Source organism: Herbaspirillum sp. LeCh32-8 (assembly GCF_017814915.1).
Taxonomy (GTDB): domain Bacteria; phylum Pseudomonadota; class Gammaproteobacteria; order Burkholderiales; family Burkholderiaceae_D; genus Herbaspirillum.
In genome coordinates this window covers 181814-203791 of the sequence record NZ_JAGIPZ010000001.1, presented here as the reverse complement: position 1 = coordinate 203791, position 21978 = coordinate 181814, and the positions used below count along the sequence as shown (strand labels likewise).

The window sequence follows — 21978 nt, the reverse complement described above, 5'->3', positions numbered from 1 at the left end:
GGCGTCCCCACGGGGATTCGAACCCCGGTACTCACCGTGAAAGGGTGATGTCCTAGGCCTCTAGACGATAGGGACAATCAGGTGCTGCTAATTTCTACATCCAAGTTTCGCTTGGAATATCACCGCCAAACTACTGCGGGTCGCTGGTGGAGGTAAGCGGGATCGAACCGCTGACCTCTTGCATGCCATGCAAGCGCTCTCCCAGCTGAGCTATACCCCCTTGCGAAGAAGCGAGATTATGCAATACCTATTTTCAAAAGACAATATCTTTTTAAACAAAAAAGCTTAATTTTTTAAGCATATGCCTTCAGGCGCGACAGCACGGTCTCACGACCGAACAATTGCAGCACGGCGTCGATGGCCGGGGTCTGCAATTGGCCGGCTACGATCAGGCGCAGCGGCATCGCCAGCTGGGGCATCTTCAGCTTATGGGTAGCCAGCACTTCCTTGATCATCGGCGCGATCGCCTCCTTGGTCCATTCGACCGTGGCGCAACGCTGCGCGAACTCGGCCAACGCCGGCTTGATGGCGTCGGTGATGTGCTGCTCGACCAGGGCCGCTTCCGGCGCCGGCTGGCGGTAGAACATCAGGGCCGCGGCGGCGATCTCGTTGACGGTGTTGGCGCGGTCCTTGAGCAGCGCGATCACACCATCCAGCGCGGGCGCGCCGTCGAAGGCAGCGCCCTCTTTTTCCAGCAGCGGACGCGCCAGCGTCGCCAAGCGGGCGTTGTCGGCCAGCTTGATGTAGTGGTTGTTGAGCCAGTTCAGCTTTTCCGGGTTGAACTGCGCCGCCGAGCTGGTCAGGTGGTCAAGGTCGAACCACTCGCAGAACTGCTGCATCGAGAAGATCTCGTCGTCGCCGTGGCTCCAGCCCAGGCGCGCCAGGTAGTTCAGCATGGCTTCGGGCAGGTAGCCCTGTGCCGGATAATCCATCACCGACACCGCGCCGTGGCGCTTGGACAGCTTTTCGCCGTCGGCGCCCAGGATCATCGGCACGTGGCCGTACTCGGGCAGCGTGCCGCCCAGCGCCTTGAGGATGTTGATCTGGCGCGGGGTGTTGTTGACGTGGTCGTCGCCGCGGATGACGTGGGTGATCTTCATGTCCCAGTCGTCCACCACCACGCAGAAGTTATAGGTCGGGGTGCCGTCCGGACGGGCGATGACCAGGTCGTCCAGCTCGCGGTTGGAAATGGTGATCGGGCCCTTGACCACGTCGTTCCAGGTGACGTCGCCTTCCAGCGGGCTCTTGAAACGCACCACCGGCTTGCGGTCGGCTGGAATGGCCGGCAGCGTCTTGCCCGGCTCCGGACGCCAGGTGCCGTCGTAGCGCGGCTTTTCGCCGGCGGCGCGCTGGCGCTCGCGCATGGCCTCGACTTCTTCCGGCGAGCAATAGCAGTAATAAGCGGTGCCCTGCTCCAGCATCTGCGCCACCACCTCGCGGTAACGGTCCATGCGCTTCATCTGGTAGAACGGGCCTTCGTCATGCTCCAGGCCCAGCCACTGCATGCCCTCGATGATGGCCTGCACCGCTTCCGGGGTCGAACGCTCCAGGTCGGTATCCTCGATGCGCAGCACGAAGGTGCCGCCGAAACGACGGGCGTAGGCCCACGAGAACAGCGCGGTGCGGGCGCCGCCCAGGTGCAGGTAGCCGGTGGGGCTGGGAGCAAAACGGGTACGAACAGTAGATGCAGTCATGATCGGAGCGGATAAAAACCAAAACGGCCTTGGCATGCCAAAGCCGTTCGACGGTCGAGGTCATCAATCGAAAGGCGGTATTTTACCGCCTTTGGCGGCGGCCACGCCATGCCCGGCCGCCGCAGGCCGCCTTATTTGACGGTGACGTTGATGGTGTCGGACATCTTCTTGCCGTAGGACTGGTGGGCGCCGTTGGCGAATTGCGCGGTCAGCTTGTACTTGCCCGGCGACAGCGTTACCTCGGCCTCGGTCTGTCCCTTGCCGTAGTGCAAGTGGGTGTCATCCATGGGGATGACCTCGCCCTCCTTGATCGGGCCGTGGTTGATCAGCAAATGATGGTGGCCGGTGCCTTCGATCACTTCGGTGGCCGGATGCACGGTCATGCCGCTGACCCCGAACCTGACCTTGAACGGGCTGCTCACCGTGGCGCCGCTCTTGGGCTCGAGGATGGTGACCGACTTTTCTGCAGCCTGCGCGACCGAGGCGGCCATGCTCAGCATCAGCAAGGAAGCGGCGAACAGCGTGCGCGACAGGTGGGAACGTTGGCGGATGATCATGAGGGTTCTCCTTGGTGAAATGTGGATGGGAGGCGGATTTCGCCATGTACACGCCGAAAACCAAAGCGGGGACGAAAACTTCCCGTCCCGGCTTTCACTTTTTCTGCTTCCGCCTCACCGAAATTTCAGAACCCTTGATCAACCGGTCAACCGATCAGTCGCCTAGTCGTTCTGCACCACGATGCTGGGGAACTTGCTGGTCATGTCGCGCGCCTTCTCCGCCACTTTGACCGCGACCCGGCGCGCAATGTTCTTGTAAATCTCGGCAACCTTGCCGTCCGGGTCGGCCACCACGGTAGGCTTGCCCGAATCGGTCTGCTGGCGGATCTCCATGGTCAGCGGCAACGCGCCCAGGAAGTCCACGCCGAAGTCCGCGCACATGCGTTCGCCGCCGCCCACGCCGAAGATCGGCTCGGCATGGCCGCAGTTGGAGCAGACGTGCATGCTCATGTTCTCGACGATGCCGAGGATGGGGATGCCCACCTTCTCGAACATGCGCAGGCCCTTGCGCGCATCCAGCAGCGCGATGTCCTGCGGCGTGGTGACGATCACCGCGCCGGTGACGGGCACCTTCTGCGACAGCGTCAGCTGCACGTCGCCGGTGCCCGGCGGCATGTCGACGATCAGGTAATCGAGGTCGCGCCAGTTGGTCTGGTCCAGCAGCTGCTGCAGCGCCTGGGTCACGATCGGGCCGCGCCAAACCATGGGCTCGTCGGGGTCGATCATGAAGCCGATCGACGACACCTGCAGGCCGTGGTTCTCCAGCGGCTCCATGGTCTTGCCGTCCTTGGTCTCCGGCTGGCCGGAGATGCCCATCATCATCGGCTGCGAAGGGCCGTAGATGTCGGCGTCCAGGATGCCTACCTGCGCGCCCTCGGCGGCCAGCGCCAGCGCCAGGTTCACCGCCGTGGTCGACTTGCCCACGCCGCCCTTGCCGGAGGCCACGGCGATGATATTCTTGACGTTGCTCTTGAGCTTGATGCCGCGCTGCACCGCGTGCGCGACGATCTTGAAATAAACATTGGCTTCCACGCCGCTCACGCCCGGCAGCTTGCCCAGGGCCTCCGTCACCAGTTGACGGATCGGCTCGACCTGGCTTTTGGCCGGGTAACCCAGCTCCACGTCCAGCAGCACACGACCGCCGTCGACACGGATGTTTTTGGCCTCCTTGCCGCTGACCAGGTCGCGCCCGGTATTGGGGTCGATCACCTGCAACAGGGCGGCCTTGATTTCTTCCACGGTGATGCTCATTGTTTCTCCTTGCTCAGAACCCGCAAGTCTATCCCAATCAGGCTTGCGCCGCCTTGCCTTGCGGGCAAGGATGAACTGCGCCGCAGCGCCATTTACGGTTGCCAAATCATCAACTGCTGCGCCCGAGCGGCCACGGCTGCTAGAATGGCTCTCTTTTTCCACCACCCTCGCCTCGTCAGTATTGCCAATGAGCACCTCAGCATCCCGCCAACTCTTCGTCACGACCGCACTCCCCTACGCCAACGGCGCGTTCCACATCGGCCACATCATGGAATACATCCAGGCCGACATCTGGGTCCGGTTCCAGCGAATGCAGGGCAATGAGGTCCACTTCGTCGGCGCCGACGACGCGCACGGCGCGCCGATCATGATCGCGGCCGAAAAGGCCGGCGTCACGCCGCAGCAGTTCGTGGCCAACATCGCCGCCGGCCGCAAGCAATACCTGGACGGCTTCCACATCGCCTTCGACAACTGGAGCTCCACCGACAGCCCCGAGAATCACGCGCTGTCGCAGGACATCTACCGCGCGCTGCGTGACGAAGCCAAGCTGATCTCGACCAAGACCATCGAACAGTTCTACGACCCGGTCAAGAACATGTTCCTGCCGGACCGCTACATCAAGGGCGAGTGCCCCAAGTGCGGCGCCAAGGACCAGTACGGCGACTCCTGCGAAGTCTGCAGCGCGGTCTACGCGCCGACCGACCTGAAGAACCCGTACTCGACCCTGACCGGCGCCACGCCGGTGATGAAGTCGTCCGAGCACTTCTTCTTCAAGCTGTCGGACCCGAAGTGCGTGGAGTTCCTGCGCGAGTGGGCGCTGGACAACAACCGCCTGCAACCGGAAGTGGCCAACAAGTGCCGCGAATGGCTGGACGGCGAAGGCGGCCTGGGCGACTGGGACATCTCGCGCGACGCGCCCTACTTCGGCATCGAGATCCCGGATGCGCCGGGCAAGTACTTCTACGTCTGGCTGGACGCGCCGATCGGCTACCTGGCCTCACTGAAGAACTACTTCGGCAAGCATCCCGAGAAGTTCGGCCGCGACTTCGACGCCTTCATGGCCGACGAGAAGACCGAGCAGTACCACTTCATCGGCAAGGACATCACCTACTTCCACACGCTGTTCTGGCCCGCCATGCTGAAGTTCGCCGGCCGCAAGACGCCCAACAACGTGTTCGTGCACGGCTTCATCACGGTCTCCGGCGAAAAGATGTCCAAGTCGCGCGGCACCGGCATCTCGCCGCTGCGCTACCTCGACATCGGCATGAACCCGGAATGGCTGCGTTACTACATCGCCGCCAAGCTCAACGCCAAGGTGGAAGACGTCGACTTCAACCCGGACGACTTCGTGGCGCGCGTGAACTCCGACCTGATCGGCAAATACGTCAACATCGCCAGCCGTGCCGCCGGCTTCATCGCCAAGCGTTTCGACGGCCGTGTCTCGACCGCATGGGCCACCGCCGACGACGCTTTCCTGGCCAAGCTGCGCGGCGTGGCCGACGAGGTCCGCTCGCTGTACGAGCAGCGCGAATACGGCAAGGCCTTGCGCCTGGTGATGGAGCAGGCCGACGCCATCAACGCCTACGTCGACGCCAACAAGCCCTGGGAACTGGCCAAGGACGCCGCCCGCGACGTCCAGCTGCATGAAGTCTGCAGCCGCCTGCTGGAAGCCTTCCGCATCCTGACCGTGTACCTGAAGCCGGTGCTGCCGCAGCTGGCCGCGCAGGTGGAAAGCTTCTTCAACGCGCAGCCCTTCCAGTGGAGCGACGTCAACGTCCCGCTGGCCGACGGCCACGTCATCAATGCCTATTCGCATCTGATGCAGCGGGTCGACCCGAAAATGCTGGACGCGCTGTTCGACGCGCCGGAAGCGGCCCCGGCCGCCCCCGTCGCGGAAGAAAGCGCGATCGAGGAACTGGCGCCGGAAATCTCCATCGACGACTTCGCCAAGATCGACCTGCGCATCGCCAAGATCGTCAACTGCGAAGCGGTGGAAGGCTCGACCAAGCTGTTGCGCCTGACGCTGGACGCCGGCGAAGGTCGCATGCGCAACGTGTTCTCCGGCATCGCCTCGGCCTACAAGCCCGAAGAGCTGGTGGGCAAGCTGACCGTGATGGTGGCCAACCTGGCGCCGCGCAAGATGAAGTTCGGCATCTCGGAAGGCATGGTGCTGGCCGCCTCGGCCAAGGACGAGAAAGCCAACCCGGGCATCTACGTGCTCAACCCGTGGCCGGGCGCCGAGCCGGGCATGCGGGTGCGCTGAGCCGACGTCGATCGGATAGCGAACGCCGGCAAGGAGACGACATGGAACTGCTGATACGCGAAGCCACCTCGGAAGATGCGGCATTGATCGCCGAACTGACCCGCAACAGCTGGGCCAACAAGGTGGCGCCCAACTCATCGGGCCACCGCGAGGCGACCGACCACGTCATCGAAGACCTGCAGCACGGGGGCGCCTTCATCCTGCTGCGCGGCGAAACGCCGGCCGGCTCGGTGCGCTGGCTGCCGCTGGACTCCGACTTCGACGTCTGGGAAATCCGCCGCATGGGCATCTGCCCGACCTTTCGCGGCGAGCGCCTGTCGCAGCACCTGATGGAGGCGCTGATCCACCGCGCCCAGGCTGCCGACGTGCGCGAGCTGCGCCTGGCGGTACGTGTGGACCAGGCCCAGCTGGTGGATCTGTATGCGGCCTTCGGCTTCGAGATTGCGCCCGAGCTGGAATACACCCGCGCCAATCCGGACGACACGCCGCCCATCGTGATGCGGCGGGTGATGCGGCACTAAGCCAGTCGTCCCCGAACGTTCAGCGCTGCCTTTCCTCGTATATCGTCGTCCTGACGACGGTCGGGACCCAGCGTCGTTCGTCGCGTTCATCAATCGCCCGCCAGGCGCCCCACAGCACGAACAACGCCACTGGATCCCGGCCTGCGCCGGGATGACGGATCAATTGATTGGCATCAGCGCCGGTGATGCAGCCTGCGCGAGATGCCCTCTCCCGCCAGCTGGATCAGCGACACCAGCGCGATCAGGATCACGATCACCTCGAACATCACCCGCGTCTCGTAACGCTCGTAGCCGTAGCGGATGGCGAGATCGCCCAGGCCGCCGGCGCCCACCGCACCGGCCATCGCCGAGGCGTTGATCATGGCGATCACGCTCACCGTCATGCCGCCGACGATGCCGGGCAAGGCTTCCGGCAGCAGCACGTGGCGCACGATGTGCCAGCGCCGGCACCCCATGGCGCGCGCCGCCTCCACCAGTCCGCCATCGACGTCGTTGAGCGAGACCTGGGCGATGCGCGCATAGAAGGGAATCAGATTCACCGTCAGCGGTACCACCGCGGCCCAGGTGCCCAGCGTGGTGCCGACCAGCAAGCGCGTCACCGGCAACAGCGCCACCAGCATGATGATGAAGGGCACCGCGCGAAACACGTTAACCGTGACCGACAGCGCCCGATGCAGGCGCGGCCGCGGGTACAGGTTGTGGCGCGCGGTGACGGTGAGCACCACCGCCAGCACCAGCCCCAGCGCGATGGCCAGCACCGCCGAGGCGCCCACCATCAGCAGCGTCTCGAAGAAGGCCTGGAAATATTTATCAAGCGCGGGCAGGGACATAGCCGATGACCTTGGTAAGTTCGTCCTTGAAAAGACCACGCACGCGGGCAACGTCATGCGCCGGCAGTGCCACCAGCAGCTCGCCCTGCGCATGGCCGCGGATGCGGTCGAGGCCGCCGTGCAGCAGCGTCGCCTGCGGCCCGAGCGCAGCCAGCGCCTGCAGGCTGACGCCCTGCGGCCCTTCGGCGCCGGTGAAGCGCAAGCTGAGCACGGCATGCCCCGGCGCGCCGTGCAGGTCCTCCACCAGCTGTTGCGCCAGGTCCGGCGGCACTCCATGCTGCAGCGGCCGCAGCAGCGCCCGCGTGGCCTCGGCCTGCGGGCTGCCGAACACGCGCCAGACCTCACCCAGTTCGACCGCCCTGCCCTGGTCCAGCACCAGCACGCGGTCGCAGATTTCGCGGATCACCGCCATGTCGTGCGTGATCAGCACCACCGTCAGCCCCATCGACGCGCTGACCTCGCGCAGCAGGGCCAGAATCGACTGCGTGGTTTCGGGATCAAGCGCCGAGGTCGCCTCGTCGCACAGCAGGATCTCCGGCGCGTGCACCAGCGCGCGGGCGATTCCCACGCGCTGCTTCTGGCCACCGGACAACTTGGCCGGATATACGTCGGCCTTGTCGGCCAGCCCCACCAACGCCAGCAAGGCATCTACCCGCTCGCGCACGCGTTGCGGCGGCACGCCGGCCACGCGCAGCGGCAGGCCGACGTTGTCGCGTACGGTCTTGGCCGAGAGCAGGTTGAAATGCTGGAAGATCATGCCCACGCGGCGACGCAGCGCCACCAGGCCGTCTTCATCCAGAGAGCCGACGTCGACGCCGTTGACCTTCACCGTGCCGGCATCGGGCCGCTCCAGCGCATTGACGGTGCGCAGCAGGGTCGACTTGCCGGCGCCGCTGCGACCGATGATGCCGAACACCTCGCCGCGCCGCACCTCGAAGGAGACTTCCTGCAACGCCCGCACCGGCCCGGCCGCTCCCGGGTAGTGCCTGCCGACCTGGTGAAAGGCGATGTGCGCCGCCGACGCCCGGCCGGCGTCTGCAGTCGTGGTCGCCGCATCGCTACGCGCGCGCGGCGCCAGCCCGACGCCGGCGCGGATCAGGGCCGCGAGACTCAAAATACCGGCACCACCGAGCCGCCAAATTGCTTCTGGATGAACTGGCGCACTTCCTCGGACTGGTAAGCCTTCACCAGCGGCGCCACCCAAGGCGCGTTCTTGTCCTGCTCGCGCACCACGATGATGTTGACGTAGGGATTGTGTTCGCGCTTCTCCACCGCGATGCCGTCGCGCGTGGCGATCAGCCCGGCCTGATAGGCGAAGGTGTTGACGATGGCGGCAGTGTCGACGTCCTCCAGCGAGCGCGCCAGCACCACCGAGGCGCTTTCGATCAGGTTGATCTTCTTCTTGTAGCCGGTGACGTCGGCCAGCGAGGCGGTGCCGGTATAGGGATCGAAGCCGTCACGCAATGTGAACAGGCCGGCGTCGCGCAGCACCACCAGCGCGCGCGTCTGGTTGCTGGGGTCATTGGGAATGGCGACCTTGGCGCCGTCCGGCAGGTCCTTGATGGCTTTGTACTTCTTCGAATAGAAGGCGATCGGCGAGATGTAAGTGTCGCCCACCGCTGCCAGTTTGTAGCCGCGCTGCTTGATCTGGTCGCGCAGGAAGGGAATGTGCTGGAAGGAGTTGGCCTCCAGGTCGCCGTTGTTGAGCGCCTCGTTCGGGCTGGCCGCACCGGAGATCACCACCGGCTGCACGTTCAGGCCGTTCTTCTTCGCCACCTGCGTGACCACCTCCCAGATCTGCTCGTCGGTGCCGCCGCGCACGCCCACGCGCAAGGTCTTGGGGTCGGCGGCGTCGGCCAGGCCGACCAGTGAAAACAGGGCGACGGCGATCAGGGCGCGTACGCGCAGGCGTGGGGTCATCATGGGCTCTCCGTGGATGTGTTGTGATGCGCCGCACCGGCGCTCGGAATGGCCCAGTGTAGAGAGCGCCCCTGCCGCCACCAACGAAGGAATTCATATGTCCTTATGCGTCGCCACGCCCGCGGCGCGGCCTTTTTCCCGTGCATCGCAGCTCGTCCCAGGCTCCGCGTTGAACACACCGACGTGTTCCCGCAGCAAGAGAACATCCGTTCATCAAGCTGTAACAAAAGCTCAATATCATCCCCTCCATGCTGCATAGCCGTATCGATACGCCTTTACTTGCCTGGGCAAGAGGCCTATTTTTACAAACGTTCAACAACAATGATCATACGTTCAAGCATCCATTATGGCTAACGGGGATAGGCAAGAAACCGCCTACATGGCCGTGCGCGTGGCACGCCTCTACTACTTCCAGAACATGACCACGGCGGCCATCGCCGAGGAAATCGGCACGTCGCGCGCCACCGTCTCGCGCCTGCTCTCCTTCGCGCTCGATCGCGGCCTAGTCGAGATCCGCGTGCACGATCCGCAGGAAATTTCGGGCAACCTGGAAAGCGTCATCGCCGAACGCTTCAAGCTGCGCTCGATCCAGGTGGTGCCGGTCTCGGCCGCCGCCACCGAGAAGGAAACCCTGCAGCGCGTAGCGGGCCACGCCGCCGCCTACGTCAGCTCGCTGGTGGCGCCGTCGACCGTGATCGGCCTGGCCTGGGGCACCACGGTGGCCGAGATCGCCGACAAGCTGCTGCCCAAGCAGGTCCACGACGTCGACGTGGTGCAGTTGAACGGCTCGGGCACGGGGCTGAACTTCGTCAACACCTTCGGCGAATCCATCGTCTCGCGCTTCGCGCAAAACTACGGCGCGCGCGCGCATCACTTCCCGGTGCCGGCCTTCTTCGACTACGCCGACACCCGCGCCGCGCTGTGGCGCGAGAAGAGCATCAAATCCATCCGCGCGCTGCAAGACAGCGCCTCCATCCTGCTGTTCTCGATCGGCGCCGAAGCCACCGGCAGTCACGTGCACACCGGCGGTTACCTGAGCGAAGAAGAACGCAAGATGATCCGCGACGAAGGCCTGGTGGGTGACATCGCCACCATGTTCTTCCGCGAAGACGGCAGCTGGCGCGACATCGCCTTGAACGCGCGCAGCAGCGGACCGGGCATGGACTGCTTCCAGCGCGCCGCGCACTCGATCTGCGTTGTCTCCGGCCGCGGCAAGATCCCCGGCCTGCGCGCGGCGCTGCAAGGCGGCTTCATCAACGAGCTGGTGATCGACGAACCGAGCGCGCGCCTGCTGGTGGAGCAACTGCGCGCAAGCGACAACCAGGACGCCGGCGCATGAACACCCCGGGCAACCAGGCAGCGCAAGCCGGCCGGGCCGACGCGGGTCTCTACGACCTGCTCGTGATCGGCGGCGGCATCAACGGCGCCGGCGTGGCGCGCGACGCAGCCGGCCGCGGTCTGTCGGTCGCCTTGTGCGAGCAGCACGATTTCGCCGGCGCCACCTCCTCGGCCAGCACCAAGCTGATCCACGGCGGCCTGCGCTACCTGGAGTACTACGAATTCCGTCTGGTGGCCGAGGCTCTGTCCGAGCGCGAACGCCTGCTCGACATCGCCCCCCACATCGCCTGGCCGCTGCGCTTCGTGATGCCGCATGTGGACGGCCTGCGCCCGCGTTGGATGATCCGCCTGGGCCTCTGGCTGTACGACCACATCGGCGGGCGCATCACCCTGCCCAAATCCAGAGCCGTGCGGCTGGACCGCATGGCGCACGCCAGCGGACTGCTGCCCGCCATCACGCGCGGCTTCGCCTATTCCGATGCCTGGGTGGACGACGCCCGGCTGGTGATCCTGAACCTGCTGTCGGCGCAGGAGCACGGCGCCGACATCCTGCCGCGCACCCGCCTGGCCGACGCCCGTCGCGTCGAAAACCAGGACGGCGGCGACAACCACTGGCTGTGCACGCTGGAAGACGTCAGCAGCGGCGAGCACCGTAGCGTCAAGGCGCGCGCCGTGGTCAACACCGCCGGCCCCTGGGTGGCGCAGATGGATCACCAGCTCAATGCCGACGACGGCGAGACCGCCAGGCACGCCGCCGTCAAGCTGGTGCGCGGCAGCCATATCGTGGTGCCGCGCCTGTTCGACGGCGAACACGCCTACATCCTGCAAAACGACGACAAGCGCATCGTCTTCATGATCCCCTATGAAGAGCGCTACACCCTGATCGGCACCACCGACGTGCCGCAGGAAAACATGAACCACGGCGCCCGCATCAGCGCCGAGGAAGAGGCTTACCTGCTGCGCGCGGTCAACCGCTACCTGGCGCGCCCGATCAGCGCGGCCGACATCGCCTGGCGCTACGCCGGCGTGCGCCCGCTGTTCGACGACGAGTCCGACAATCCTTCGGCCGTCACCCGCGACTACACGCTGGTGCTGCAGGAGCGGCGCGGCCTGCCCTGCGTCTCGGTCTACGGCGGCAAGATCACCACCTACCGACGCCTGGCTGAGTCGGTGCTGGACAAGCTGGCGCCGTGGATGCAAGACCGCTCGCGTCGCGCCGGCTGGAGCGCCACCGAAGCCCTGCCCGGCGCCGGCTTCAGGCGTGCCGACCGCCAGCGCGAAGTGACGCGGCTGCAAACCCGCTACGCCGGGCTGGACGCGCATTTCCTGGCGCGCCTGTTCTCGCGCCACGGTCTGAACTGTCGCCAGATCCTGCGCGCTGCGCAGTCGATGGCCGAACTGGGACGCGATTTCGGCGGCGGCCTCACCCAACGTGAAGTGGAATATCTGGTGGAGCATGAATGGGCGCGCGAGGCCGACGACGTGTTGTGGCGTCGGACCAAGTGCGGCCTGCACATGAGCGAGGCGCAACGCGCCGAGTTCGGCGCCTGGTTCCGCGGCTGGTTTGCGGCTTATCGCGCCGGCCGCCCCGCGCCCGGCCGTCGCCTCCGAACCGGTCTGACCCGGCCGGGCGCGGACGCGCAAGTGTCGCGTCGATGGTGAAAACGATTACAGCCGTTCATCGCATGCGCCGATGGCGGCGGCAGATCTGCAACGCAAAGCGTCATGCCCTCGCCGTCGGCAAGCCGGCTTGACGCACTACAAATAAGGGATACGGGATGGCAGCAATTTCCTTGCAGGGGATCACCAAAAACTGGGGCGACGCCCAGGCGGTAAAAGGCATAGCCTTCGACGTGAAGTCGGGTGACTTCACCGTGCTGCTGGGCCCCTCCGGCTGCGGCAAGTCGACCACGCTGCGCCTGATCGCGGGGCTCGATACGCCCAGCGCGGGCACGATTCGCATCGGCGAGCGCGACGTCACCCGGCTGCCGCCGGCGCAACGCAAGATCGCCATGGTGTTCCAGTCCTATGCGCTGTTCCCGCACCTGAACGTGCGCGACAACATCCTGTTCGGCGTGCGCGTACGCCGCGAACCCAAGCAGAATTTCGAGGCGCGCCTGCAGCGCGTGGCCGACATCCTCGGCCTGTCGCACCTGCTGGACCGCCGCCCCGGCCAGCTCTCCGGCGGCCAGCAGCAGCGCGTGGCGCTGGGTCGCGCGATCATCGCCGACGCCCCGGTATGCCTCATGGACGAGCCGCTGTCCAACCTCGACGCCCAGCTGCGCCAGGAAATGCGCCGCGAAATCCGCGCGCTGCAGCAGCAGCTGAACATGACCATGATCTACGTCACCCACGACCAGACCGAAGCCATGAGCATGGCCGACCAGGTGATCCTGCTGCGCGACGGCAGGATCGAGCAGAACGCGCCGCCGGCCGAGCTGTACGCGCAGCCGGCCACCGAATTCGCCGCGCGCTTCATCGGCACGCCGCCGATGAACATCCTGCCGCTGGCCACAGGCGCCGGCGGCCTGGTGATCGAGGGCTGCGGCGGCCCCGCCGTGTCGGCCGTGTCGCCCGGCGACGAACAATGGCAGCTCGGCCTACGCCCGGAACACATCCGCCTGGTCGGCGACGGCCATGCCGGCGTCGCGGCGGTGGTACAGACGGTGGAATATTTCGGCGCCGACACCATCGTCGGCGCCAAGGTCGGCGCAACAGCGGGCGGCGCCAGCCTGCTGGCGCGCGTCCCGGGCCAACTTACGCTGCGCGCGGGCGACCAGGTGCGACTGGGCTGGAATGCGCAGGATCAGTATTTCTTCGACAGGCAGTCCGGGATGCGCCGCCGTCCCCAGTAACCGGTAACGTCAGAGTGAGACCCAGAGCAATAGCAGCCACCAAGTTGCAGCCAACCTTTCAACCTTATGGGAGAGACGCAATCATGCGTAGAGCAATTCTGAAATCCGCGGCCGCACTGGCCTTAGCCGCCGCCTTCGGCGCCAATGCCTTTGCCGCCAACCCGGTCGAAATCAGCTTCTACTACCCGGTCGCCGTCGGCGGCGCGGTCACCAAGACCATCGACGGCATGGTGGCCGACTTCGAGAAGGCCAATCCCGATATCAAGGTCAAGGCAGTCTATGCCGGCACCTATCAGGAGAGCATCGTCAAGGCGCTGACCGCGTTCAAGAGCGGCACTCCACCCACGCTGGCGGTGCTGCTGTCGACCGACCTGTTCACGCTGATCGATGAACAGGCCATCGTTTCCATCGACACCCTGGCCAAGTCGGCCGACGACAAGAAGTGGATCGACGGCTTCTACAAGGGCTTCATGGAAAACAGCCAGACCGACGGCAAGACCTGGGGCATCCCGTTCCAGCGCTCGACCATCGTCATGTACTACAACAAGGCCCTGTTCAAGGAAGCCGGCCTGAACCCGGAAAAGGCGCCTGCCAGCTGGGCCGAAATGGTCGAGGCCGCCAAGAAGCTGACCAAGCGCGACGCTTCGGGCAACGTCAGCCAGTGGGGCGTGAAGATCCCGTCGACCGGCTTCGGCTACTGGATGTTCCAGGCCATGGCGGCATCCAACGACACCATCCTGATGAACAGCGCCGGCACCAAGACCTATTTCGACAAGCCGGGTTCGGTGCAGGCCCTGCAACACTGGGTCGACCTGACCACCAAGGACAAGGTGATGCCGGCCGGTTCGATCGAGTGGGGCACCACGCCCAAGGACTTCCTGGAGCAGAAGGCCGCCATGGTGTGGACCACCACCGGCAACCTGACCAACATCCGCACCAACGCCACCTTCCCCTTCGGCGTGGCGATGCTGCCGGGCATCAAGCATCCGGGCAGCCCGACCGGCGGCGGCAACTTCTACGTCTTCAACAAGACCTCGCCTGAGCAGCAGGCCGCGGCGCTGAAGTTCATCCGCTTCGCCGCCGAGCCGGCGCGCGCCGCACAATGGTCGATCGCCACCGGCTACGTGGCCCCGCGCCAGGACGCCTGGGACACCCCGGAAATGAAGAAGTACCTGCAGGAAGTGCCGGCCGCCGACGTGGCGCGCGAGCAGATGAAGTACGGCGTGGCCGAGCTGTCCACGCACGACAACCAGCGCGTGACCAAGGCCCTGAACGACAACCTGCAGGCTGCCCTGTCCGGCACCAAGACGCCTGAAGCGGCGTTGAAGGATGCCCAGCGCGAGTCGGATCGCATCCTGCGTTCCTACGGTCGCTGATCCTGCAGTAGCGACTAGCAACAAGCAACAACCGGTCCGTCGCTTGCGCGCGGCGGACCGGATCAGCTTCACATCGAGATTCCATGTTGCGCCGACGCCGGCGCATAGGTGAGCCATGAACCGAACCCATTCCTCCATCACGCCCTGGCTGCTGCTGTTGCCGGCCATGGTGCTGCTGGTCGCCTTCACGCATTACCCGGCCGTGGCGACGGTCTGGCACAGCTTCTTTTCCACGCCCAAGGGCGACCGCCCGGCGGTCTTCGTCGGCCTGGAAAACTATGCGCTGCTGGCCGACGATCCGGTGTTCTGGCGCGCCTTCTTCAACAACCTCTGGTTCGCGCTGGGCACCATCCCGGTGTCCATCGCGCTGGCCATCCTGATGGCGCTGTGGGTCAACGACCGCCTGATGGGCCGCGGCCTGCTGCGCCTGGCCTACTTCACCCCGACCGTGCTGCCGATGATCGCGGTGGCCAACATCTGGCTGTTCTTCTACACGCCGCAATACGGCCTGCTGGAGCAGATCACCGGCGCGCTCGGCCTACCTTCGCACAATTGGCTGGGCAACCCGGATACCGTACTGGGCGCCATGATGGTGGTGGCGATCTGGAAGGAAGCCGGCTTCTTCATGATCTTCTATCTGGCCGCGCTGCAGCAGATCTCGCCGGTGCTGGCCGAAGCTGCCGGCCTGGAAGGCGCGACGCGCTGGCAATACTTCCGGATGGTGCAGTTCCCGCTCTTGATGCCGACCACGCTGTTCGTGCTGATCAACGCCTTGATCAACTCCTTCCGCCTGGTCGACCACATCGTGGTGATGACCAAGGGCGGGCCGGACAACGCCAGCTCGCTCTTGCTGTACTACATCTACGAAGTCGGCTTCGCCTTCTGGGACTCGTCCTACGCCGCTGCGCTGACCGTGGTGCTGCTGGCCATGCTGGGCGTGATCGCCTTCATCAAGTTCCGCATCCTCGACCGCAGGACCCATTACCAATGATCTCGCACACCTCAAACCCCTTCGGCGAACGCAACCGCGCGCTGGAAACCCTGTCGGCCTGGGTGCTGGGCTTGCTGTGGCTGCTGCCGCTGCTGTATGCGATCTGGACCGCCTTCCATCCCGCCGAGTTCGCTACCCGCTTTTCGCTCGCCGCGCCGCTGACGCTGAAGAACTTCGCCAACGCCTGGGACGCCGCGCCCTTCCCGCGCTATTTCCTCAACACCTTCCTGCTGGTCACCATGATCCTGGCCGCGCAGATGGTGCTGGCCACGCTGGCGGCCTATGCCTTCGCCCGCTTCCAATTCCGCGGCAGTAACCTGATGTTCATGCTGGTGCTGCTGCAGCTGATGGTGATGCCCGACATCCTGATCGTGGAGAACTACAACACCATGAACCTGCTGGGCCTGCGCGACACCATCCTTTCGATCGGCCTGCCCTACTTCGCCTCGGCCTTCGGCATTTTCCTGTTGCGCCAGACCTTCAAGACCGTACCGCGCGAGCTGGACGAAGCCGCCACCGTGGAGGGCGCCTCGGCGCTGCAAGTGCTGATGCAGGTCTACGTGCCGCTGGCCAAACCGATCTACATCGCCTTCGGCCTGGTCTCGATCAGCACCCACTGGAACAACTTCCTGTGGCCGCTGATCGTCACCAACTCGGTGGAGTCGCGCCCGTTGACCGTCGGCCTGCAGGTGTTCTCGTCCACCGACCAGGGCGTGGACTGGTCCATCATCACGGCCGCCACGCTGATGACCTCGGCCCCGCTGCTGCTGGCCTTCCTGCTGTTCCAGCGCCAGTTCGTGCAATCGTTCATGCGCGCCGGCATTCGCTGAACAAAGATGCCGCTGCGCTGCCCGCCGGCAAGCGCATGACGATTTTCGGCAATGCGCCGAGAAATGATCTAAATAATATAAAGACGGATCCGCAAAGATCCGCTGCAGCACACCACAACGATAACGACATCCGCTACACCGGTGACAAGGAAGACCAATGAAACTCATCAGCTGGAACATCCAGTGGGCCCGCGGCATTGACGGCCGCGTGGAGCCCGAACGCATCGTGCGCGACGCCCGCGCCATGGGCGACTTCGACGTGCTGTGCCTGCAGGAGGTGAGCGCCTGCTACCCGGCGCCGGCGCTGGCCGGCAGCCGCGGCGAAAACCAGTTCGAGGAGTTCGCCCGGCTGCTGCCGGAGTTCACCCCGACGCCCATCGCCGGCGTCGACGTCATCGGCCCCGACGGCGGGCGCCGCTGCTTCGGCAACATGATCCTGTCGCGCTATCCGGTGCTGCGGGTGCTGCGCCACCAGCTGCCGTGGCCGGTCGACCCGGCCGTGATCAGCATGCCGCGCACGCTGCTGGAGGTGACGCTGGATACGCCGCTGGGCCCGCTGCGCGTGATGAACACCCACCTCGAATACTATTCCGCGCTGCAACGTAAAGCGCAGATCAAGGCGATCCGCCGCTGTCATGAAGAGACCTGCGGCCGCGCCGCCGGCGAGATGGCGGCCGAGCGTCGCGGCACGCCCTACCACGCCTTCCCGCACGCGACCAAAACCATCCTCACCGGCGACTTCAACTTCCGCCCTGAGGACCCGCTGCATGCGCGCCTGCAAGCGCCCTTCACCGATGCCGACGGCGAGGTCTCGCCGCACGTGCCGCGCCTGGTCGACGCCTGGCAACATCTTTACGGGAACCGGAAGCATCCGATCAATGTCGGTCTCTATGACCGCGAGCAGTGGCCGGAGGCCTTCACTTGCGACTTCATCTTCGCCAGCGAAGACCTGCTGCCGCATCTCCACGGCTTTGTCGTGGACGGCTACACCAAGGCGTCGGATCACCAGCCGCAATTGCTGGAGCTGCGCGCGTGAGCATGCAGCCGCTGGCGCAGATGCCGCATACGCCGCATCTGCCGGTGACTACCGTGTTCACCGACATCGACGACACGCTGACCACTGAAGGCAAGCTCAGCGCGCTGGCCTACGAGGCGCTGGAAGCGCTGCAGCATGCCGGCCTGCGCGTGATCCCGGTGACCGGACGCCCGGCCGGCTGGTGCGACCAGATCGCAAGGCTGTGGCCGGTCGAGGGTATCATCGGCGAAAACGGGGCGCTGTATATGTGGCGCGACCATGTCGCCGGCAAACTGCGCACGCGCCATCTGCTGGATGACGAAAGCCGCGCCGGCAATGCCCGGCGGCTGGAGCTGGCGCGCGAACGCATCCTGCGGGAGGTGCCGGGATGCGCGGTGGCGTCGGATCAGTTTTGCCGCCAGTACGATCTGGCGATAGACTTCTGTGAAGACGTGCCGCCGCTGCCGCGCGCCGCGGTCGAACGCATCGTACGGATCATGGAGGAAGAAGGAATGACAGCGAAGATCAGCTCCATCCACGTAAATGGATGGTTCGGGGATTACGACAAACTCACGATGGCGCGCCTGATGATGCGCGAACGCTACGGCGTGGACATCGCCGACGCCACTGAGCGTCGCCGTTGCGTGTTCGCCGGGGATTCGCCCAACGACGCGCCGATGTTCGCCTACTTCCCCTTGTCGGTGGGCGTGGCCAATGTGCAGGACTTCGCCGGCCGCCTGGCGCACGAACCCAACTACGTCACCGCCCAGCCCTACGGCGCCGGCTTCGCCGAGCTGGCCCGCCACCTGCTGGCCGCGCACTGATGATCACGCTGCTGCACCTGATGTCGGCGCTGGCCCTGCTGGTATGGGGCACGCACATTGTGCGCACCGATGTGCTGCGGGTCTACGGCGCGCAGCTGCGCCGCATCCTCTCTACCAGCATCCACAAGCGCTGGCTGGCGTTCTCGGCCGGCGTGGGCGTGACCAGCCTGGTCCAGAGCAGCAATGCCACGGCCGTCATCGTCTGCTCCTTCGTGGCGCAGGGGCTGGTCGGCCTGACGCCGGCGCTAGCCATCATGCTGGGCGCGGACGTGGGCACGGCGCTGATGACAGGCGTGCTCAGCTTCGACCTCTCCTGGCTGTCGCCGCTGCTGATCTTCGGTGGCGTGGTGGTTTATCTGTCGCGCCGCCATACCTCGGCCGGGCGCCTGGGACGCGCGGTGATCGGCCTGGGCCTGATCCTGCTGGCGCTGGAACTGATTACCGCCGCCACCCAGCCGATGATGCACGCAGCCGGCATCAAGGTGCTGTTCTCCTCCCTCACCGGCGACGTGCTGCTCGATACCCTGATCGGCGCCGTGTTCGCCATGCTGACCTATTCCAGCCTGGCCGCGGTGCTGCTGGCGGCCACGCTGACCACCTCCGGCATCATCTCGATGAAGGTGGCGCTGTGCCTGGTGATCGGCGCCAACCTGGGCAGCGGCGTTACCGCCCTGCTGTCGGCGGCCAGCCAGAACGTGGCCGGCCGGCGCGTAGCGCTGGGCAGTATGCTGTTTCGCCTGTCGGGCGCGATCATCGTGCTGCCCTTCATCAACCATCTGGAGCTGGTGATCGCGCAGTTTTCCAACGACCTTCGCTTCGGCGTGGTGGCGTTCCACGTGATCTACAACAGCGTGCGCTGCGGCCTGCTGCTGCCGCTGGTGGAGCCGATGGCGCGTCTGTGCGAGCGACTGCTGCCGGAGAACCCGCTGGACGACGACACCGTGCGCCCGCACCACCTCGACCCGGCCGCCATCGATACGCCTACGCTGGCCCTGGCCAACGCCTCGCGCGAGGTGCTGCGCATCGGCGACATGATCGAAAAGATGCTGCACAGCCTTTTGCCGGTCATTCGTGAAAACGATACCATTCGCGCCGGCCAGATCCGCCGGCTCGACGACGACGTCGACAAGCTCTATACCGAAGTGAAGATGTACCTGGCACGCGTCTCGCGCGAGGAGCTCTCGGCCCGCGAGGTGCGACGCTGGACCGATGTCATCACGCTGACCATCAACCTGGAGCAGGCCGGCGACATCATCGTGCGCATCGTCAAGGGCCTGGAAAACAAGAAGATCGCTCCGCAGCGCACCTTCTCCGACGCAGGCATGCAGGAGGTCTGCGAAATGCATACGCGCCTGCTGGCCAGCCTGCAGCTCGGGCTGTCGGTGTTCCTGGAGAGCGACCTCAGGAGCGCCCAGAAACTGCTGGCCGAAAAGGAAGCCTTCCGCGACCTCGAGCGCGCCTACGCCAAGACCCACCTGGTGCGCCTGGCCGGGGAGACGCGCCAGAGCATCGAGACCAGCTCGCTGCACCTGGACCTGATCAGCGACATGAAGCGCATGCACTCGCTGTTCTGCTCGACCGCATATGCGGTGCTGGACGAGGCCGGCCTGCTGCGTCGCAGCCGCATGGACACCGGCCGCGGCGAAGATCTGGAACGGGCCATGGCCGCGCGGGCCGGGGATTATTCGCCGCCGTGAGGGTGGTCTTGTCAATCAGCGAGTCCGGTGCAGCATCCGGTGTCGCTTATTCCTGTGGCAAGCGGTTGAGGCGCGCGACGAACGACGCTGGGTCAAGGCGACTTAATGCTCCGAAATAAGTGACAGGCCGACGAGGCGCGCGACAAACGACACTGGGTCCCTGCTTTCGCAGGGACGACAGGCCACCTGAAATTTACCGCGGTCGCCCCTGCGAAAGCAGGGGCCCAATGGCGTTTTCCGCAGGCGGCCGCCAGGCCAAGGCGGCTCAATGCCCCGAAATCTCCGAGATCGACATGCGCACCACCTTCCTGGTGTCGATATCAAAGTGCACGTTGAACAGGCGATCCTCGTTCACATAACGATACTTCCAGTCCCACACTTCCTCGTTCTTGCGGGCGAACTGCACCACGCTGCGCGGGCGGCCGAACTGGCGGCGAATCTCGTCGGCGCTCATACCGGCGCGGATGGCGTCGAAATGCTCTTGGGTCAATACTTGCCGGTAGTCAACCAGGGTGCCCGAGGCGCCGATGGCGAACATCCAGGTGCGGATGCCTTCCGGCCCCTTGGGGTATTCCAGCGTGCGGGCGCCGTTGCCGTCATCCCAGACGGTGGCGGGCTCACCCATCACGCCGCGCACGTCGGCCTCGCTGGAAACGCCTTTTTGCAGCTTGTCCAAACCGAATTCCTCGATGGGATTGCCGTTGCGGTCGCAGCCCAACATTGCCAGCGCGGCAACCAAGGCGCCGGCGGTGGCGGCGCAGCGGCGAATCATTTGCGTCAATCGTGTCGTCATGGAATTGATTATCCCTGATAAAGAAAGGGTAAAATACTGCCCTCTGTGTAACATTCGGCCTGAAACCTATCATGATCTTCGGAAAAAAGACCACCTACGTATCGGAAATCACCCACTTCATCGACGAGCTGAAGCAGAAGAATCCGAAGCTGGAAGAATCGCAGCGCGCCGGCCGCGCCCTGCTGTGGGACAAGGAACCGATCGACCTGGACAAGACTTCACGCGACAAGGCCTCGCGCGTGGCCCAGCAGCCCTACGTCTACCAGAACCACTAATTCCGCATGTCGCAGAACGCAGGCAGCGAACCGGTCGAACAGACCGGGGAGCAACGCAATACCGACTCCATCGAGATCACGCCGGCCGGCCAGCAGGACACCACGCCTGACGTGGTCGACGGCGTCGCGCTGGCCAAGCTCTATGGCGAGCCGCTGTTCCAGCTGCCCAACGATCTCTACATCCCGCCCGATGCGCTGGAAGTCTTCCTGGAAGCCTTCCAGGGTCCGCTCGACCTGCTGCTGTACCTGATCCGCAAGCAAAACTTCAACATCCTGGACATCCCGATGGCCCAGGTGACCCGCCAGTATCTCGATTACGTCGAACAGATCCGCAAGCAGAACCTGGAGCTGGCGGCGGAATACCTGCTGATGGCGGCCATGCTCATCGAGATCAAGTCGCGCATGCTGCTGCCGGCCAAGAAGGCCGACACCGGTGAAGAGCCGGAAGATCCCCGCGCCGAGCTGGTGCGACGCCTGCTGGAGTATGAACAGATCAAGCTGGCCGCGCAGGAGCTGGATCAGTTGCCGCAGGTCGGCCGCGACTACGTGCGCACCCAGGTGCATATCGAGCAGACCGTGGTCACCCGCTGGCCGGAAGTCAACATGGACGACCTCAAGGCCGTCTGGGCCGACATCCTCAAACGCGCCAAGCTGACCGCGCACCACCAGATCAGCCGCGAGGAACTGTCGGTGCGCGAGCACATGACCGGCATCCTGCGTCGCCTGCAGTCGGCCCGCTTCGTCGAGTTCGCCGACCTGTTCGATCCCAGGCGCGGCGTGCCGGTGATGGTGGTGAACTTCATCGCCCTGCTCGAGCTGGCCAAGGAAACGCTGATCGAAATCACCCAGGCCGAAGCCTTCGCGCCCATCTATGTCAGACTGTCGTACTCGCCGAGCTGAGTCGGCGAGGTAAGACGAGGTGAGGCGCGCTGCCGCGCCAAACACTGA

Annotated in this window: 20 protein-coding genes and 2 tRNA genes; 13 read left to right on the top strand and 9 right to left on the bottom strand. The window is 65.1% G+C overall.

The genetic code is table 11. From position 1 onward, the window contains the following. Positions 1-2: 2 nt before the first annotated feature. From J8I26_RS00965 to apbC, 5 genes are all read right to left on the bottom strand, one after another. A tRNA-Glu gene (locus J8I26_RS00965) sits at positions 3-75 on the bottom strand. Positions 76-144: 69 nt separating this feature from the next. Continuing rightward, positions 145-220 (bottom strand) — tRNA-Ala (locus J8I26_RS00960). Between the two features lie 73 nt (positions 221-293). After that, a complete protein-coding gene (gltX, locus tag J8I26_RS00955) occupies positions 294-1694 on the bottom strand; it encodes a glutamate--tRNA ligase (RefSeq protein ID WP_209603211.1) in 1401 nt (466 codons plus the stop codon). A gap of 131 nt (positions 1695-1825) precedes the next feature. Next, the gene (locus J8I26_RS00950) at positions 1826-2251 is read right to left on the bottom strand and encodes a DUF4399 domain-containing protein (protein ID WP_245200010.1); all 426 of its coding nucleotides are present in this window, start codon (positions 2249-2251) and stop codon (positions 1826-1828) included. 162 nt (positions 2252-2413) lie between these two features. Then, positions 2414-3502 carry an iron-sulfur cluster carrier protein ApbC gene (gene apbC, locus J8I26_RS00945; RefSeq protein WP_209603209.1) on the bottom strand — a complete coding sequence of 363 codons (1089 nt, stop codon included), beginning with the start codon at positions 3500-3502 and terminating at the stop codon, positions 2414-2416. Positions 3503-3689: 187 nt separating this feature from the next. Here apbC and metG point away from each other — a divergent pair, with 187 nt between their 5' ends. Together metG and J8I26_RS00935 are read left to right on the top strand one after the other, a co-directional pair. Next, on the top strand, positions 3690-5765 hold the full coding sequence (metG, locus tag J8I26_RS00940) for a methionine--tRNA ligase (RefSeq protein ID WP_209603207.1): 2076 nt from the start codon (positions 3690-3692) through the stop codon (positions 5763-5765). A 41-nt stretch (positions 5766-5806) separates the two neighbouring features. After that, complete coding sequence (locus tag J8I26_RS00935; RefSeq protein ID WP_209603205.1) at positions 5807-6286, top strand: GNAT family N-acetyltransferase; 480 nt, start codon at positions 5807-5809, stop codon at positions 6284-6286. A gap of 173 nt (positions 6287-6459) precedes the next feature. Here J8I26_RS00935 and J8I26_RS00930 read toward each other — a convergent pair whose 3' ends face one another. Genes J8I26_RS00930 through J8I26_RS00920 form a run of 3 tightly spaced genes read right to left on the bottom strand, consistent with a single transcriptional unit; the run spans position 6460 to position 9036 of the window. Further along, positions 6460-7116: a methionine ABC transporter permease gene (locus J8I26_RS00930; RefSeq protein ID WP_209603203.1), complete on the bottom strand. Its 657-nt coding sequence runs from the start codon at positions 7114-7116 to the stop codon at positions 6460-6462. Further along, entirely contained in the window at positions 7097-8230 is a 1134-nt protein-coding gene (locus J8I26_RS00925; protein ID WP_245200009.1) for an ATP-binding cassette domain-containing protein, read from the bottom strand. Before J8I26_RS00925 ends, J8I26_RS00930 begins: the two co-directional genes overlap by 20 nt. Next, positions 8227-9036: a MetQ/NlpA family ABC transporter substrate-binding protein gene (locus tag J8I26_RS00920; RefSeq protein ID WP_209604717.1), complete on the bottom strand. Its 810-nt coding sequence runs from the start codon at positions 9034-9036 to the stop codon at positions 8227-8229. Before J8I26_RS00920 ends, J8I26_RS00925 begins: the two co-directional genes overlap by 4 nt. Positions 9037-9382: 346 nt before the next feature. Here J8I26_RS00920 and J8I26_RS00915 point away from each other — a divergent pair, with 346 nt between their 5' ends. The 9 genes from J8I26_RS00915 to J8I26_RS00875 all read left to right on the top strand — a co-directional run bounded on the left by J8I26_RS00915 (position 9383) and on the right by J8I26_RS00875 (position 19962). Then, positions 9383-10375, top strand: coding sequence for a sugar-binding transcriptional regulator (locus J8I26_RS00915; protein ID WP_209603201.1), 993 nt, complete (start codon positions 9383-9385; stop codon positions 10373-10375). Next, positions 10372-12036, top strand: a complete 1665-nt coding sequence (glpD, locus tag J8I26_RS00910) for a glycerol-3-phosphate dehydrogenase (RefSeq protein ID WP_209603199.1) — start codon at positions 10372-10374, stop codon at positions 12034-12036. Before J8I26_RS00915 ends, glpD begins: the two co-directional genes overlap by 4 nt. Positions 12037-12152: 116 nt before the next feature. Next, positions 12153-13229, top strand: coding sequence for an ABC transporter ATP-binding protein (locus J8I26_RS00905; protein WP_209603197.1), 1077 nt, complete (start codon positions 12153-12155; stop codon positions 13227-13229). 83 nt (positions 13230-13312) lie between these two features. Then, positions 13313-14605, top strand: coding sequence for an ABC transporter substrate-binding protein (locus J8I26_RS00900; protein WP_209603195.1), 1293 nt, complete (start codon positions 13313-13315; stop codon positions 14603-14605). 115 nt (positions 14606-14720) lie between these two features. Next, positions 14721-15596 (top strand): sugar ABC transporter permease, encoded by an 876-nt coding sequence (locus J8I26_RS00895; RefSeq protein ID WP_209603194.1) that lies wholly within the window; start codon positions 14721-14723, stop codon positions 15594-15596. Then, positions 15593-16426 carry a carbohydrate ABC transporter permease gene (locus J8I26_RS00890; RefSeq protein WP_209603192.1) on the top strand — a complete coding sequence of 278 codons (834 nt, stop codon included), beginning with the start codon at positions 15593-15595 and terminating at the stop codon, positions 16424-16426. Before J8I26_RS00895 ends, J8I26_RS00890 begins: the two co-directional genes overlap by 4 nt. A gap of 157 nt (positions 16427-16583) precedes the next feature. Next, complete coding sequence (locus tag J8I26_RS00885) at positions 16584-17462, top strand: endonuclease/exonuclease/phosphatase family protein (RefSeq protein ID WP_209603190.1); 879 nt, start codon at positions 16584-16586, stop codon at positions 17460-17462. Positions 17463-17464: 2 nt separating this feature from the next. After that, positions 17465-18265 (top strand): HAD-IIB family hydrolase, encoded by an 801-nt coding sequence (locus J8I26_RS00880; protein WP_209604715.1) that lies wholly within the window; start codon positions 17465-17467, stop codon positions 18263-18265. Next, positions 18265-19962: a Na/Pi cotransporter family protein gene (locus J8I26_RS00875; protein ID WP_245200008.1), complete on the top strand. Its 1698-nt coding sequence runs from the start codon at positions 18265-18267 to the stop codon at positions 19960-19962. Before J8I26_RS00880 ends, J8I26_RS00875 begins: the two co-directional genes overlap by 1 nt. Before the next feature lie 265 nt (positions 19963-20227). On the opposite strand, the gene J8I26_RS00870 is transcribed toward J8I26_RS00875, so the two are convergent. After that, a complete protein-coding gene (locus tag J8I26_RS00870) occupies positions 20228-20755 on the bottom strand; it encodes an outer membrane protein assembly factor BamE (RefSeq protein ID WP_245200007.1) in 528 nt (175 codons plus the stop codon). Between the two features lie 71 nt (positions 20756-20826). Here J8I26_RS00870 and J8I26_RS00865 point away from each other — a divergent pair, with 71 nt between their 5' ends. Together J8I26_RS00865 and J8I26_RS00860 are read left to right on the top strand one after the other, a co-directional pair. Further along, positions 20827-21030 (top strand): DUF3460 family protein, encoded by a 204-nt coding sequence (locus J8I26_RS00865; RefSeq protein ID WP_209603188.1) that lies wholly within the window; start codon positions 20827-20829, stop codon positions 21028-21030. Positions 21031-21036: 6 nt separating this feature from the next. Beyond that, complete coding sequence (locus tag J8I26_RS00860) at positions 21037-21930, top strand: ScpA family protein (protein WP_209603186.1); 894 nt, start codon at positions 21037-21039, stop codon at positions 21928-21930. Positions 21931-21978 lie beyond the last annotated feature (48 nt).

Excerpts from the sequence above, each read along its gene's own strand:
- gltX (WP_209603211.1), bottom strand. The coding sequence starts at position 1,694 with ATGACTGCATCTACTGTTCGTACCCGTTTTGCTCCCAGCCCCACCGGC.
- J8I26_RS00950 (WP_245200010.1), bottom strand. The coding sequence starts at position 2,251 with ATGATCATCCGCCAACGTTCCCACCTGTCGCGCACGCTGTTCGCCGCT.
- apbC (WP_209603209.1), bottom strand. The coding sequence starts at position 3,502 with ATGAGCATCACCGTGGAAGAAATCAAGGCCGCCCTGTTGCAGGTGATC.
- metG (WP_209603207.1), top strand. The coding sequence starts at position 3,690 with ATGAGCACCTCAGCATCCCGCCAACTCTTCGTCACGACCGCACTCCCC.
- J8I26_RS00935 (WP_209603205.1), top strand. The coding sequence starts at position 5,807 with ATGGAACTGCTGATACGCGAAGCCACCTCGGAAGATGCGGCATTGATC.
- J8I26_RS00930 (WP_209603203.1), bottom strand. The coding sequence starts at position 7,116 with ATGTCCCTGCCCGCGCTTGATAAATATTTCCAGGCCTTCTTCGAGACG.
- J8I26_RS00920 (WP_209604717.1), bottom strand. The coding sequence starts at position 9,036 with ATGACCCCACGCCTGCGCGTACGCGCCCTGATCGCCGTCGCCCTGTTT.
- J8I26_RS00915 (WP_209603201.1), top strand. The coding sequence starts at position 9,383 with ATGGCTAACGGGGATAGGCAAGAAACCGCCTACATGGCCGTGCGCGTG.
- glpD (WP_209603199.1), top strand. The coding sequence starts at position 10,372 with ATGAACACCCCGGGCAACCAGGCAGCGCAAGCCGGCCGGGCCGACGCG.
- J8I26_RS00905 (WP_209603197.1), top strand. The coding sequence starts at position 12,153 with ATGGCAGCAATTTCCTTGCAGGGGATCACCAAAAACTGGGGCGACGCC.
- J8I26_RS00900 (WP_209603195.1), top strand. The coding sequence starts at position 13,313 with ATGCGTAGAGCAATTCTGAAATCCGCGGCCGCACTGGCCTTAGCCGCC.
- J8I26_RS00895 (WP_209603194.1), top strand. The coding sequence starts at position 14,721 with ATGAACCGAACCCATTCCTCCATCACGCCCTGGCTGCTGCTGTTGCCG.
- J8I26_RS00890 (WP_209603192.1), top strand. The coding sequence starts at position 15,593 with ATGATCTCGCACACCTCAAACCCCTTCGGCGAACGCAACCGCGCGCTG.
- J8I26_RS00885 (WP_209603190.1), top strand. The coding sequence starts at position 16,584 with ATGAAACTCATCAGCTGGAACATCCAGTGGGCCCGCGGCATTGACGGC.
- J8I26_RS00880 (WP_209604715.1), top strand. The coding sequence starts at position 17,465 with ATGCAGCCGCTGGCGCAGATGCCGCATACGCCGCATCTGCCGGTGACT.
- J8I26_RS00875 (WP_245200008.1), top strand. The coding sequence starts at position 18,265 with ATGATCACGCTGCTGCACCTGATGTCGGCGCTGGCCCTGCTGGTATGG.
- J8I26_RS00870 (WP_245200007.1), bottom strand. The coding sequence starts at position 20,755 with ATGACGACACGATTGACGCAAATGATTCGCCGCTGCGCCGCCACCGCC.
- J8I26_RS00865 (WP_209603188.1), top strand. The coding sequence starts at position 20,827 with ATGATCTTCGGAAAAAAGACCACCTACGTATCGGAAATCACCCACTTC.
- J8I26_RS00860 (WP_209603186.1), top strand. The coding sequence starts at position 21,037 with ATGTCGCAGAACGCAGGCAGCGAACCGGTCGAACAGACCGGGGAGCAA.